11 protein-coding genes are annotated in these 14,721 nt (G+C 55.5%); 3 read left to right on the top strand and 8 right to left on the bottom strand.

Features of this window, described 5'->3' with window-relative positions; all coding sequences use genetic code 11:
• The first annotated feature begins 120 nt into the window (after positions 1-120).
• Positions 121-1,083 carry a glycosyltransferase family 32 protein gene (locus tag RMR21_RS13065; protein WP_498668413.1) on the top strand — a complete coding sequence of 321 codons (963 nt, stop codon included), beginning with the start codon at positions 121-123 and terminating at the stop codon, positions 1,081-1,083.
• Here RMR21_RS13065 and RMR21_RS13060 read toward each other — a convergent pair.
• Both RMR21_RS13060 and RMR21_RS13055 read right to left on the bottom strand, forming a co-directional pair.
• Complete coding sequence (locus RMR21_RS13060) at positions 1,075-1,818, bottom strand: polysaccharide deacetylase family protein (RefSeq protein WP_498668412.1); 744 nt, start codon at positions 1,816-1,818, stop codon at positions 1,075-1,077. The genes RMR21_RS13065 and RMR21_RS13060 overlap by 9 nt on opposite strands.
• Positions 1,815-2,912, bottom strand: coding sequence for a glycosyltransferase family 4 protein (locus RMR21_RS13055; RefSeq protein ID WP_498668411.1), 1,098 nt, complete (start codon positions 2,910-2,912; stop codon positions 1,815-1,817). Before RMR21_RS13055 ends, RMR21_RS13060 begins: the two co-directional genes overlap by 4 nt.
• Before the next feature lie 126 nt (positions 2,913-3,038).
• Here RMR21_RS13055 and RMR21_RS13050 point away from each other — a divergent pair, with 126 nt between their 5' ends.
• Positions 3,039-4,379: a nucleotide sugar dehydrogenase gene (locus tag RMR21_RS13050; protein WP_498668410.1), complete on the top strand. Its 1,341-nt coding sequence runs from the start codon at positions 3,039-3,041 to the stop codon at positions 4,377-4,379.
• A 13-nt stretch (positions 4,380-4,392) separates the two neighbouring features.
• A complete protein-coding gene (locus RMR21_RS13045; RefSeq protein ID WP_498668409.1) occupies positions 4,393-4,872 on the top strand; it encodes a class I SAM-dependent methyltransferase in 480 nt (159 codons plus the stop codon).
• Between the two features lie 5 nt (positions 4,873-4,877).
• On the opposite strand, the gene RMR21_RS13040 is transcribed toward RMR21_RS13045, so the two are convergent.
• The 6 genes from RMR21_RS13040 to RMR21_RS13015 form a co-directional block, all read right to left on the bottom strand.
• Complete coding sequence (locus RMR21_RS13040; RefSeq protein ID WP_498668408.1) at positions 4,878-6,536, bottom strand: adenylate/guanylate cyclase domain-containing protein; 1,659 nt, start codon at positions 6,534-6,536, stop codon at positions 4,878-4,880.
• A gap of 153 nt (positions 6,537-6,689) precedes the next feature.
• Positions 6,690-7,550 (bottom strand): MBL fold metallo-hydrolase, encoded by an 861-nt coding sequence (locus tag RMR21_RS13035; RefSeq protein ID WP_498668407.1) that lies wholly within the window; start codon positions 7,548-7,550, stop codon positions 6,690-6,692.
• 171 nt (positions 7,551-7,721) lie between these two features.
• Positions 7,722-8,198 (bottom strand): cyclic nucleotide-binding domain-containing protein, encoded by a 477-nt coding sequence (locus RMR21_RS13030; RefSeq protein WP_498668406.1) that lies wholly within the window; start codon positions 8,196-8,198, stop codon positions 7,722-7,724.
• A gap of 40 nt (positions 8,199-8,238) precedes the next feature.
• Positions 8,239-10,956, bottom strand: a complete 2,718-nt coding sequence (locus RMR21_RS13025; RefSeq protein WP_498668405.1) for an ABC transporter transmembrane domain-containing protein — start codon at positions 10,954-10,956, stop codon at positions 8,239-8,241.
• Positions 10,957-11,266: 310 nt separating this feature from the next.
• Positions 11,267-13,738 carry a glycoside hydrolase family 2 protein gene (locus RMR21_RS13020; RefSeq protein WP_498668404.1) on the bottom strand — a complete coding sequence of 824 codons (2,472 nt, stop codon included), beginning with the start codon at positions 13,736-13,738 and terminating at the stop codon, positions 11,267-11,269.
• Entirely contained in the window at positions 13,735-14,721 is a 987-nt protein-coding gene (locus tag RMR21_RS13015) for a DUF1839 family protein (RefSeq protein WP_498668403.1), read from the bottom strand. The genes RMR21_RS13020 and RMR21_RS13015 overlap by 4 nt, the downstream gene beginning before the upstream one ends.

The raw sequence follows: 14,721 nt of genomic DNA, 5'->3' as shown, positions 1-14,721 counted from the left end.
CCTTTAGTTCTGTCTATGCTTCTGAAACATCGAAAATTTTAGGTCTTCGTATCTGTCGCGGTCGCTAAAAAAACATGTAAATCGAACATGTGTCCGAGTTATTAAACCCAAGGAAGTCCTATGCCCGAAAAGGCGTATTTTGACAAAAAACTGGCCGAGGTGCGAGACCTGGTCGCCGCGGGGGACTTTGCGCAGGCTCATGGCCTTCTCAATAACCTCTCAGGCGAACAAGACGCCCACCTTATGGGCGAAAATACCGCTTTGGGATTGCCACGCAGGCTTCATTCCGCCTTTCTGCGGTTGGCCAAGGCGCAAGGTGATGACTTGAGCCGCACCGGCTATCAATATCTGCTGGTGCCGCCAACGGACGTTTTCGCACCTTACGGCCAGTTTTCGGGTGGGGAACGCCGGGAGATTGCCGCTAAAAACCGCGAGCCGGTGCCGAAAATCCTGCATCAGATATGGATCGGCGACAAGCTTCTCCCGGTATCAACCGGCGCTTGGGCGGCGCATGCGGTGCGCCATAATATCGAGTACCGTCTTTGGCGTGAGGCTGATCTTGACCGAGAGGGTATCACCTCCAACCCGATATTTGCCAGGATGCTCGCGGATGGAGATTATCCCGGGGCAGTTGACGTGGCGCGGTATATCATTTTATCGAAAGTCGGCGGTATCTATCTCGACTGCGATTTTTACCCCGTTCGCGACGATTTGAGCTTCTTCGACATATTGCCAATGATCGGACTGACGGCGTTTGGCGAAGATGTGCCGCGCAAGACCGGGCAGGGTAGCCTGCTTCTGGCCAATTCGTTCATCGCCTCGCCGCCGACACATCCGGTCTTTCGCCGGATGCTCGATGCTTTCCCGGAGATATTCGAAAAACTGCCAAAAGCGCCCGCCTGGTGGTCAACCGGCCCACTCATCTTCACGGTCGTGGCGCGAGCCGGATCAGTCTCCCTTGCTCCGGCAGATTTCGTTGTCGCGACCCTGCCGGATAAAGCACCCTTCTCGGCTATCGAGGATGTTCTCTCTCGCCTGGGACCAGATAGTGGCGGCCTTCTGATTGCCTGGAAATCATGGTGATGTCTGTTCAAGCCATTGGCGAGAGGAGCGCCAGCGGCAACCGGGGTGATTGGCCGTCAACGCGAAAAGCGACTTGAGAAAAGCCCAGACGCTGTCGTCGTGGTCCAGATGGTGGGTGAGGATGCCTGTCATGCCGCCCGTCCCCTGTGTTTGGCGCATGCGCGCAGCGGTTTCGGCAAAAAGCAGGTCATGGTCTTTGCCGCCCCGCGTGCCACGCCAGTCGATGACATCGACATGCGTGTTGAGAAGAGGAACGTTGCCTGATGTCTCCGGGCCATAGACCGACAGCGCCTTGTAACCCGCTTGCGGCAAATTCCCGACGATGGTCTGATCGATCCGGTTCCAGGGCGGTACCAGCATCGGAACGCAACGAGCGCCGTACAATAACTGGAGTTTGGTCAATGCCGTCTGCAACTCAGCCAACACCGTTGCCAGCGGTCTGTGTAGCCCGAGTTCTCTTTTTTTTTCGTCCGGTCCTGCATGGTTCCGATGCGCCCAGCCATGCACCGCCACGTCGATACCTGTCATGTTCTCAAGCCGTTGTGCCAGCGCCTCGCCGGTTGGTTCGGGTATGACGGCCAGCGTCATCGGCACGACGTAATGCTCGGACAGGTCCATCAGCCGATCCAATTCAGGACTTGGCTGTGTGGCATCGTCATCGCGCAGCCAGACGTCCGCGACAATGTTCTTGCTGGCAAAATCATCCAGTGTTTCGAGAAGCAGCTTTTGGGTCATGACGTCTGGTCCGGAAGATTTTCGAGAATGTCATTCAATGTCATGGCGGCACGTTCAAGGGAACGGGTAAAGGTGGCGAATTGGCGGGCTTTCGCCGCCATTGTCTGGCGCAACTCGTCGTTTTCCATCAGATATATCAAAGCGTCGGCATAGGTTTTGATTTCACCGGGTTCCGTCAGAATGCCGGTTTCACCCTCCATAACGACTTCGGGAACGCCTGCGATCCGTTCCGCAATCACCGGCAACCCGACAGCCTGCGCTTCCAGATAAGCCAATCCATAGGCCTCCCCGTGTCCCGGCCAGACGTAGAGCGAAGCCTGCGACAGGATTTCAGAGATCTTTTCGGCCTGCTGTTCACCATGCCAGACGATGCGTTTTGGGTCGAATCTGCCGAATAGGGCCCCCACGGTCCCCCGTTCCGGGCCGTCTCCGATGATGTCCAATGTCCACGGCAGCTCCGACGGCACCAGCTTCAAAGCCTCCGATAACGCCTGATAGCTGCTGACTTTGTCGCCCGGTCGCATCATCGCAACCGTGGCCAGACGATACCGGTTGGGAGATGGCGTTCTTTTTGCGAATGTCGATGGGTCGATAAAGGGCGCAAGCATCGCCAAGCGGAGGCCGGTGTCAGCTTTTGAAAGCCCGTCACGATCTCTGCCGGTGAAGCAAATGTTGATGGCGGCGAACTGGAGATCGGCAAGAAGTGCAGTCTGTATCTCTTCCCAACCCGTTGCGTTTCGTTTCGGCGCGTAGGACGCCTCCGCTGTGACATAGGCGACATCGAAACGTTTGCACAGCTCAGGTCCGAGAAGGTCTCTGGCCTTGTAGTAGGGGTGGTAGCAGAACCAGACATCGGGTTTCCCGTTGCGAATCCATGTGGCAGCGATGCGCTCTTTCTCGGTTTCCGCCACCATTCTCAGGTCATTGATGCTTTGTCCTGTCGGCTCGCGCACGAAACTGCGAAGCTCTGATGCAACCTCCACCTCATGTCCTGAAAGACGCATGGCCTGCATCAACAGGCGCGACATCAGCCGGTCGCCGGAGGGAACAGGATGATTGGGCGATTTCAGCGGGCTGTAGAATGCAATTTTCATGCGTCAGTTCTGCTTTGCCCTCAGGCGCTTCGTCAATGGGAATTTGACAGAGCCGAAACCTTGACACTGTGCCTGTTCTCGCCCAACTGATGGTCATCTTCTTTCATGCGCGGGGCGCAATCGGCTTTGACTTCCTCTTCAAACGCACAGCAACTTCTTGGAAATATTCGGTCAAAAACGGCGAAAGCCGGTGTGATCGGTCTCGGTTACGTCGGTCTTCCCTTGGCTATGACGATTGCCCACTCCGGCTTCAAAGTTATCGGCTTCGATATCGATGCTGCCAAGATCACGGCCATCGATGCCGGTGAAAGTTACATCGAAGCGGTTTCACACGATGTTTTGAACGACGCTCGCCGGGACGGCGGCTTTGTCGCGACCTGCGATTTCGCACAGCTTGCCGATTGCGACGTGATTGCCATTTGCGTCCCGACGCCTCTGACGAAATATCGCGATCCAGACCTGTCCTACGTCGAAAATACGTGCCGTGAAATTGCGAAAACGCTTCGGCCAGGACAACTTGTCGTCTTGGAATCGACCACCTATCCCGGCACGACGGATGGTGTGGTGAAGACCATTCTTGAAAAGACCGGGTTGAAATCCGGTGTTGATTTCTTTCTCGGTTTTTCGCCAGAGCGTGAAGACCCCGGCAATCGCGATTTCCAGACCTCGACCATTCCAAAAGTGGTGTCTGGCGAAGGTGCGGATGCGGCGGAACTCATGGTGGCTTTTTACGGCTCCGTCGTCAAAACAGTGGTTCCTGTATCCACCAATGCCACGGCCGAGGCGGTCAAGATCACCGAAAACGTTTTTCGTGCCGTCAACATCGCGCTCGTCAACGAATTAAAGGTTGTTTACGAAGCGATGGGCATCGACATCTGGGAAGTGATCGATGCAGCCAAGACCAAGCCGTTCGGTTATATGCCGTTTTATCCCGGACCTGGCCTTGGTGGTCACTGCATTCCCATCGATCCGTTCTATCTGACATGGAAATCGCGTGAGTACGATCTGCCGACTCGCTTCATCGAGCTTGCTGGGCAGATCAACACGGGCATGCCGCGCCATATCGTCAGCCGTCTTGCTGAAGCGCTCGATATTCACCGCGGCAAGGCGCTCAGCCGGTCCAAGGTCTTGATCGTCGGCTTGGCTTACAAGAAGAACGTGCCGGATATTCGCGAAAGCCCGTCCCTCAAGCTGATCGAACTTATCATCGAGCGCAGCGGCGAGCCGTCCTATTTCGATCCCTATGTCGCAGAAATTCCGAAGACCCGGGAATATGGCGATCTCCTGGGCATGAAGTCTGTCACCTGGGACAAGCAGACGATTGGTTCGTTCGATGCGGTTCTGGTCGCGACCGACCATGATACGATCGATTACCAGAGCCTGAGCGAATGGTCTCCGCTGATCATCGACACACGCAACGCCTTTGCCAAGCGCGGTATCGTTGCAAGCCACATCATCAAAGCCTGATGGAAGAAAACAGATGAGCAGACTGGACAGCTTCATTCGCCGCCTGACGGCGCAGCGCGATATTCTCAACCACGTTCATGCCGATCTCAATTTGCCTGCGGGGCCGGTCATGGAGGTCGGGCTTGGCAACGGGCGCACGTTCAACCATCTGCGCGAACTCTTTCCCGATCGTCGCATCGTCGCGTTTGACCGGGCCATGGGTGCCCATGCGTCCTCTGTGCCCCCCGAAGAGGACTTGGTGATCGGCGAAATTGCCGAAACGGCGCAGGCCTATCTCGGGATCGAGGCTGCCCTCGTGCATGCCGATATCGGGACCGGCTATTCGGAGAAGGATGCTGTGACACTGACGTGGCTGCCGCAGCTTGTCGCGGGCATGCTGGTCAAGGACGGCGTTGCGATCAGCGGTCTGCCGCTGGAGGAAAAAACGCTCAATCCGCTACCCGTACCCGCATCTGTTCCGACGGATCGCTACTTCCTGTATCGCAAGATATAGGCTGACTACACGAAACGCTGGCTTTCGGTTTCGGAAATTAGAAAGACCTTCATCTGTGAACTTTTGCCTCGGATGGGAATCGTTCTGCTTTCCAGAACGCCTTTCGGCTGACCCGATTGCACAATGACCGGTTCGGACACGACAATCGCCGTATCGAAATCCTTTGCGGCGCTTTCGAGCCTGCTCGCGACGTTAACAGTATCGCCGATGGCAGTGAGCGTTTTCGCCGCGCCGTAACCCATGACGCCGACAATGGACGGGCCGGCGTGGATGCCGATCACGATGCGCAGCTTGACGGAAAACTGCTTTTCCAGTTCTTCATTGAGCGCTTCGATATTGCGAAGGATGAGTGCTGCGGCTTTCAAGGCATCGCGGCTTGCCGTTTCCTTGTTGCCATCCAGCCCGAACAGCGCCATCGCGCCATCGCCGATGAACTTGTCCAGCCTGCCGCCTGCCTGCTCAACGGCCTGGCCGACCACGGTGAAGTAGCGGTTGAGCAGAAACACCATGTCATAGGGCAGGCGCGCTTCCGACAATGCGGTGAAATTCCGGAGATCACAGAACATGACCGCGATTTCCTCTTCGCGACCGGGTCGGATCGGCTCGCCACTGGCGGGAATGTCGTTTTGCTGTTTTGAGGCCAGGAGCAGAGCAACGTTCAGACTGTGCTTGGGGCGAAGTTGGCATCCGAGCCTGACATCAGAATCAGCATGGATACGTTGAAGTGTGGCACGCTCCATCGTAGACGGTTCCGGCAACGGTCCTTGCGTGTTGATGATCCTCACCCGACAGGTGGAGCACCGCCCTTTGCCGCCACAGGCTGAAAAGTGCGATACGCCGCCCGCCCGGCTTGCCTCCAAGATGCTCAAGCCCGCGGATGCCCGCACAAGCGCTCCGTGTTCATAACGAATTTCGAATGCATTTGCCCGTTGGCGCCAACTGCGCAGGCCGCGAAGTGCAAAGACGAAGACAACAGCGCTGCCGAAGAGAGTTTTCGCGCCGGTTGTAAATCCGTCGATCACAGCCTCGAGTTCGGCCTGATTGGCATGAGGAACACGCGCCGGCGGCGGATTGTACTCCATTTCACGGCCCGCATCGCTGAAGCCGAGAAGTGCCAGAATGGGCAAGAGCACCGCAATCGTCAGCAGATAGGGTGAAATCCTCTTGTACCAATCGCGATAGCGCAACCAAAAGAACACGCCAAGGCATCCATGAGCCCATATCAGGATGAGGACGGTGCTTTGCCGCAGGCCTAACATCGGATTGCGGATCCAGAAGTTATTGATGACGATTTCATATCCGATGTCGATGCCGTAGAGCATCCGTGAAAGGCGGATACCACTGGCATGATCGATGATCATATAGGGGATTAAAAGACCGATGATGATCTGCAGGGCTTCGCGCGTCGGCATCTTCAGGGAACGGCGCACATAGATGGACCGCAGGACCAAAATGATGTGCGTGAGAACCGCGCCGTAAAAAATCAGACTGCTAACAGGATTAAGCCAGATAAGGCTGAACCATCTGCGGCCGTATTCGGCGGTCTCAAGCGACACCAGCGCCAGAGCGTGGTTGGATAAGTGGCTGAAGACGAAGAGCAGCATGATGAGGCCGGACAGCAATCGTGCACGTCTCAGCGACGTTTCCGATAGGATGTTGGCCATGCCCCGTGTCTCCAGTTGCCTTGTGTCGTCGCAGTTCGGCAAATTGCCAGGGGAGACGTCCCTGTTTATGGCGTTTCGTTGCTATACGCCAATGCGTTGAAAATCAGAAGAGATCAGAGATCACGTCATCGGCATCGATCAAATATGCTATGTCTAAAGCTCTATCGCTTGCCCGTCCCAGGCTGCAAAAATGCCAGGGAACTCTTTCTGCGCATCTGCCTCGATAATATCAATCTCGTCATCTGTGCGGAACGGCGCGTGATGAATGAGACCGACACTCTTGGCGTTCGCGTGCTTTGCCAGCAAAACGGCTTGCTGCCATGACGAGTGACCATAGCCTCTGTATGTGTTCATCTCAGCCTCGGTGAAGCTTGCATCGTAGAGGAACAGGTCCACGTTATCGATGAGCTTCAAGACCGATTTATCCAGCTTGCCGGTTTCGTGTTCCGTATCCGTGATGATTGCAAGGCTGCGGCCCTGCCAATCGATGCGGTAACCGATGGCATTTCCAGGGTGGTTGAGCATGCCGGTGGTGATGTTGAGATCGGGATGGACGGCAAGAACATCTCCCGCCTTGAAATTTTCAGTAACGATCTGCGCGCAGCACACGTCAAGCGGGACAGGAAACCACGGCGGGCTCATGAATTCAGCGATCATCTCATGTGTCGTTTTCTGCCCCGCCAAATGGCCGGACCAGATGCGCACATCGTTCTGGCGATTGAAGAATGGTTTGAAATAGGGAAAGCCGATGATGTGGTCGTAATGACAGTGGGAAAAGAACATGTTGACGTCGCAGATGCCCTCGGCTTTCAGAGCCTGACCTGCGGGAAGCAATCCCGATCCTGCATCGAATAGCAGGACGTGATCTCCGCACCTCACCTCGATGCAGATCGTGTTGCCACCATATTTACGGAATTTGTCTCCTGAAACGGGTAGCGTTCCTCGTGCTCCCCAAATCTTAACTTTAAATTCCTGCTTATTGTCCCGACGGTGATCGTCGGAATTCAACGCCATGATACACCCCAAATTGCCACGAACATCCCAAGTTTCCTCCCAAAGGCGCCCGTGTGTCTTCTTGTCTCTGCCCCAATTTTCAGGCAGACAACTTTCGTCTCCGCCAATAGTACACTCAACATTTCATTTTTATGACAATAGGACCACTTTTATTTTTCTTTCTGGTCGCGGCTATTGAGAAGACTGTTGCGTTTCGGCATTCGATACGGACCGCGCTTTGCTGAGCTCCGTCGTTGTCTGGGTCAAACGCTCGGCCAGAACACGCATAACCTTGATCGTGATATCGGGAAAGTCGGACATCAGTTTGAAGAATTGTTCCTTGCTGATGCGCAATGCTTCCACGGATGTGGATGCCTGAACGGTCGCCGTCCTGACGCTATCGCACAGAATTGCGATCTCACCGACAATTGCGTTTCCACTCATCTCGGTCAGCTTTATCTGTCCCGACGGAGAATCGATGAGAACATCGACCTTGCCTGTCAATAATACGTAAGCCGCATCGCCAATGTCGCCCTGGCGAAACAGTTCGTCGCCCGCGTGATAGGATACCCGATCAGACGCGAATGCCAGCAGCTTCAGCTTGGAGGGTTCCATCTGGCTGAAGAATGGAACGCGTTTGAGCATCTGAATTTCGTCTTTGAAAAGCATCGCTTCGTCCTGTGCGTGTTCCTGTTTCATCGCGAACCCATCAGGCTGCGATCATTTCCTTGAATGTATCGTTTTCTTCGACAAGAGTCTCATATGGTCCGTCAGCGATGATTGACCCATGGTTGATGACGATAACACGGTCAAACATTTTTGAAAGTGATGGGTTCGAAAGGACCCACAACACGGCCGGGTTGGCGCCATCGTTGCGCAAGAACGCGATGACATTGTCGACGATTTCCTGTTGCAGGCGATGATCGAGGCCTGGAAGAGGGCGGTTCAGAACATAATAGTCTGATTTTCTGATCAGGGCTCGCGCAAGGTTGAGCTTTTGGCGCTGCAAAGGCCCCAGCCGCTTGCCGCCCGCACCCAGGTTGAACTCGAGGCCTACCGCGAGGACCTTTTCGTAAAGGCCCTGCTTCTTCATCGCATCGGCAACAATTTTGGTGATGCGTCGCGATGCGTCAGGGAAACGGTGGCTGATCTTGCCGAACAGGATATTGTCCAGAAGGCTGGCAGATGTGCCGTATTTTTCCGGATCGTAGGGCTCGATCCAGCTGCGCAGGTCGTCCGGCAGCTTTTCGTGGAACATGTGCCGAACCTCCACGATCTTGTCCATGACCTCCTGCGTCAGCAGACCAAAACGCTGGCGCGGCTCGATGTAGAAGAAACTGAGGCGCAGCATGGCGCGTTTTTCGGTGTCAGTGGCATCCTTGTATTTCTTGCCCTGAAGACGCTGCAGCATCTGCTGATATCCAGGAATATCGTCTGCCGTCATGAAGGTAAGTTGCTGAAAAAACGGGTGATCAGGCGGAAGGTCGCTGAAGATTTCGACCACGTTTTCAGCAATTGTATAGCCCATGTCGAAAAGGGTATCGGACAGGCCGCTGCCGCGCATCAAGGTGCGGAAATATTCGCTATCGATGATCTTGCGGCTTCCTGACGAGGAATCCCGCATGGTGCCGAACATAATGTTTTCGCCAACCGTAGCCTCGGCATTGTAGCTGTCGGATTCGAAGGGCACGATCAGGCCGCTGAGATTTTCCTGTTCCAGCTCGGCGCGCAGAGCCTGTCGCAACTCTACTACCCGGGCTGCCAGATGCAGGTCAGTCAGCGGATCGATGGACGACCGCAAGGCGAACTCAAGAACATCGGGTGCAAGCTGGACCGTATCGAGCACAGCCAGCATGGCTTTCAGGAACTTCTCCTCATCATCGCTTCCGGCAGGGCTGGACGCATAGTCGATCCAGTCACTGTTGATATCGATATTGGGATTTTCGGCCAGCTTTGCTTCGCGAATCTCCCATTTCCGGTGTTCGAGGTCTAAACCGCTATACTCTTTTGGCTTTAACGGCGCGTGTTTAAGGCCGTAGACGAGGTTTTCTCTCAAGCTGGCGTGGAAGAAATACGTATCGGCCGAAACATAGGAAATGCGGCGGCCGGTCACGGCTTCCGGCAATTCATGGAGATCGGTGTCGCCGAGGGTGATCTTGCCCGAGGTTGGCCACAGCGTTCTGCCCAACGCATCGGCGAGCGCCTCCGCGCCTGCTGTGCCTACGATGCCGATGGTTTCGCCTGGATTGATTGTCAAGGACGCCTGTTCAAGAAGACGTGTGCCACTGTCGTCATCCAAAGACAGCCCGGCAATGACGATCGGTCCTGTGATGGCCGCGGCAGCCTCGGGAGATAGCGCCTGTATCTTGGCGTCGATCATCAGAGGAGAATCAAATTGCTCAAACACCTGCTCATATTTGACCTGAACATCCTGGCGAGCTTGATCCCAGTCGATCAGTTCCTTCAACGGGCCAGGCAGTTCCTTGTAGGCGTTGATAACCGCCACGAGCTGACCGACGTCGAGACTTCCTCTCAGCGTTAGATAACCGCCCAGCGAGTAAAAGAAAAACGGTGTCAGCTGGGCCAGAAAATTATTGATGAATTTGACGATGAATTTCCACTGGTACAGATCATAGCGGATCTTGAAGATTTCGCCGAGCCGGTGGGCTGCATCCGCGCGTTCGTAATTGGAGGTATCATAGGCGTGGATCGTGCCGATACCATCCACCATTTCGCCGATACGGCCAGCGAGTTGCCGTGCGCTTAATTGGCGCTGTCTGCCAAGTTCGATCAGGCGGCGGCGCATTTGGGGTATGATACCAACCTGGATCGCCGCCATGAACGCCGCAATCAAACCCAGCCAAAAATTCTGCACGAGAATGAAGAACAGTGCCGCCAGCGCCTGTCCGCCAAGAAGAGCCGGCTGGACGAATGCATCGCCGGTAAAGCCACCAAGCGGCTCCACTTCGTCTTTGATCATGCTGGAGATTTCCGCGCCCTTTACCCGTTTGAAGTGGGAAGGCGGAAACAGCAGGATACGGTCAATCAACTGGAACCGGATGCGGCGCAACAAGCGCTCTCCCAGCCGACCCTTGTAGGTGTTGATGTAATATTTGAAGAGGCCGTTGATGATGACGAGGGAAAGGAACGTCAGGCTCAGACCCATCAACATGCCAAATCGGGACAATTCGATACCCGGAAACAGCGTGATCGGTCCCATGTAGGGAAGATCCAATGTCAAATGCATGAAGAGCTGGGTCGAGTTGACGCCTTCGAACCCGTCTCCCTGGATGGGACCATTGACGATCTGCTTGGGAAGATCGAAGGCAAGGAAATACGGTATCATCGATAACGCGACGATAAGCAGGATGAAGACCTGCTGCCGCCGAGTGTGATTCCAGATATAGCGCGTTAAACTTTTTTCCATGTAGGACTGCTACCCCTTGCCGGGCCAAGCCGTATGATGTCCAGGCCAGTAAGGGCTGGACATCATACGGCTCCAAATCAAAAAATGAGAACGGAATTGAAAGGCAAAATCCCCCATATTTTTTGCCTGATTGCGCTCATAGGACGGTAGTCGATGTTCTCGATTGCGTCAAAGCCACTGTCCCGTGCCTGGCGCATGTCGGTCAGAAATATAGTCATTCATTGAAAGTGCGATAGAGCCCGAAATTCAAGGCTTTACGGTCTTCCCTATCGCCAGCATTTGCGCTTGAACAAGCGATATAGTGGTTTGCTTAAAAACGGAAGACTTGGCTGCTACCAAGCGTACGAATTTCGCCCTTTGGCGCGTGGGAGATTTGCGGATTGATGGGTCGCAGTTCAACAGGTCTGGTTTCACCTGGCGCGAGATGAAACCAGTCATCCGATGGTCTGAAGCCTTCGGCCGCGATGTGAACCGATTGGGCAAAACGGTCGGCGGTCACGTCCAACGTCCAGCGTTGATTTTCCTCGCTCATTTTGGTTTGAAAAACGGCAGGGTGCATCGCCGCGTGCCGTCCTCGTGGAAAATGAAATGCCGTGGCGATCAACGCTCCAGTCGTCTGGTCGGTGAGCTTCGCCACCGTCACATTGTGAGATGGAGGGCCGAAACGATAGGCGTAGGTCGTATCGAAAAAAGCACCGAACATGTCGGTTGCGGCGATGACCTGTTTGTGGCGGGGAGCAAGGCTTATGGCGGCTTTTCCAGTTACCACGGGCTGAAGTCCGTCGCGCAGACATATGACCTCGACCGCGACATCCTGGGGGTTGGGTGTTTCGTTGATGAGGTGAATATCGAGCCCGTTCGTACCTTCATCCAGTACGGTGATCTGCACAGGTCGAAAGGCACGTTTCAGGCCATACCACGCCGGTTTCGGTTCCCCGGTCGCGTCGATGATGCCCCAGCCGGGTCCAGGTAAGACATCCTGGAGGGTCCAGACCAGAGCGCCTTGACAGACAGAGCCTGCACGGCGCCACTCCGCAAATGTTGCTTCCATTACTTCGGCCGTAACGGCCCGCGATAGGTCGAGATATCGATCGCTCTCTTCACGCCGCAAGGTGGACGGGTCTAGCCTGTAGAGGAGCTGGAGATAATGATCTCTGATGTCCTCGAAATCCCACGACGCGTTGCGATCCCTTGGTACGCGCGCTTTCCATAGCGGATCGTGGACCGGCTTTGCGGACAGATGTTTGTCCAGTGTGCTTTGTTGCGGCACATTTGCAAAGGCCAGGCATTCCGCTGCGAAGCGGACGTCAGCACGACGTGCGTCCTCCAACGGTCTGCAATAGGCGCCGATGCCATAGTAATGGCCGACCTTTTCGTTCGGGAAAAACGGAAGGGCTCCGCCGAACGGGGAGTTGGGCACATAGGCAATGTCGGGCCGCAAACGAGCCGTAAGCTGCGGTAGGAACTCCTCCGTCAGTGCGCCTTTCCAAAGCCGCTCCGACAATCCGAGCATCGCGCCTTGCTGATACATCTCGCTGCCGCCGCAAACAACGACAAGCGATGGGGAAAGCGCGGTGTTCTGAAGGAGTTGGATTGTTTCCGTCTCGATGTGGGCGAGAAACGTCTCATCTTTCGTCGGGTAATCGAAATTGGCGAGCATCATGTCCTGCCACACCATCAGGCCCAACTCGTCGCACAGAGCAAAGAAGTCCGGTGTTTCATAGGTCATGGTGCCACCGATGCGGATCATGTTCATACCGGCTTCGGCGGCGAGACGAAGCCAGGGCTCATAATCCGCACGAGTGCCCGGAAGGCGCACGAGATCGGCATTTGTCCAAACGCCGCCGCGACAGAAAACAGGCTCGCCGTTGATTTTCAGACCAAAACCCTTGCCATCGATACCCTCATCTATCTCGATGCGGCGAAATCCGGTTTTGCCGAGAGCATATGTTCGCCCATCAATGCGTAGACCAACATCATGCAGCGTTGGCGTGCCATGCGTTGCAGGCCACCAAGGTTCAATATTGTCTAATCGTAACACACCCTCGAAGATGTTTTTCTCGTTGGAAGTAAGGGGTGCGGAAACATCGCCGCAGGTAATTTCGACGGTGGACGCATCGTGGTTCGTTTTGACAGAGAGACGCAGGGTTGCCGTGCTCTCAGCGTTCAGTTCCGATTGGAACGCCAAAACGTCGAAGATGTGTTCGTCATGACGGATCAAGCGGATGGGTCGCCAAGGGCCGACGGCATGGATTTCCGGGCACCAGCCTGGCATGTGCCCAAGTGCGGTGGTTCTGATCAACCGCAACCCTTGTGAATTCATCATCTGCGGACGCCAGCGCGCCCGCGGTCCGGGACGCTCCAGACGCGGTGCAAGCGCTCTAAAGCAGATGGCCAGTTCGTCCGCGCCAGACAGGTCGAATGGTACGTCCAGTGCTTCGAACATGCTGGCGGAGTGGGCAACACGTTTGCCGTTCAGGAAAATTTCCGAGACCGTTGCCAGCCCCTCGAAGCGGAGAGTGGCGGGCCCGACATGTTCGGAGATCAGCGTCAACTGATACCACGCGTCGTGAATATTCAGCGGCTTCGGATCGAGCCGATCGAATTTTCCGAGTACGTCCAAGGCCTGCGCGACGGTTCCGGGCACGGGCGCCGTCATGGCCTCTGCATCGACAGGTATCTCCATCGGTGTCTCAAAGGCATCAGGTTCGGTGAGCGTCAGGGTCCACCCCTCGCTCAACAATTGCCCTTTCGCAGGGTGGAGAAGCGCAGGAGCGGTCACGCCGCGGCGCTCGTCTTGCTGAGCGCGTCGTCGAGTTCGGTCATCATCTCATACCAGGCCGCGATGGCAGGGTCGAGGGCAGTTGCCAGCGTGTCGAACTTGCGGCGGGCGATGGCGCGGGCAAGCTGGAACTGCACAGATTTTGCGACTTCCGATATGCGACGCGCGTGGTTCGGTGCGTGGCCGTAGCGCTGCTCGCCCCCCAGCCACTCCAGATGGGCTGCTGCGAGTTCGAAATTGGCACCGAACTGGCGAAGCGTGTTGAAGGCGTATTTATGGAAAAAACTGAAGGGACGGTCGGCCACTTTTGCCACTTGCGTCGGGAAAACTTCGGCGAAAGTTTTGATGGGATTGATTTGCGGGCGTCTGGTAAAATGCAGAGCGAGAAGGCGCTCTGCCGCGGTCCGCCTCTCCTTGTCGCCCAAAGATTTTTCCGGGAATTTGGCAAATTCGGTATAGGGCAAAAAGGGAGGATCGTTATCGGTTAGATGATGCTGGAAAATACCTGAGAAATCGTCGCCTTCCAGCGCGAAATAGCCTGCGTTGTGGAAGTATTCCAGCCTGCGATTTGCCACGTCCATCCGGTTGACGGCGACCGTCGTCTTCCCATGCTCCTTGCGATAGGCGGTGCCATGCGTGTCGGGCATATAGAAACTGTCCATCTCGATCAGACAGATGCGACCGCGCTGCAATTGCATCTCGATATGGGTTTCGAGCCTGTCGAAAATTGCGAGTTCTGTGACGCGGATGCCATAGAGTGTTTCAAGGTCTTCGAGTGGCACTTTGAAAAAGGTGAACTGGTCACCCTCGAAATCCTGCGTCAGTGTGAAGCCGAGCATGGCTTCTGGCGGCAAACCGCTGGAAGCCAGAAGCTCGATCCACAGATCGACATAGCAATTGGTTTCCGGCCACATCCGCTCCAGCGCGTGAAGGGAATGCGGAACGTATGTTTCAGCGTTCAGGGCCTGGAAAATGCTCGTCAT

It is taken from the genome of Agrobacterium sp. rho-8.1 (genome assembly GCF_033957725.1).
GTDB lineage: Bacteria > Pseudomonadota > Alphaproteobacteria > Rhizobiales > Rhizobiaceae > Agrobacterium.
This window is presented reverse-complemented; position numbering and strand designations above follow the sequence as displayed.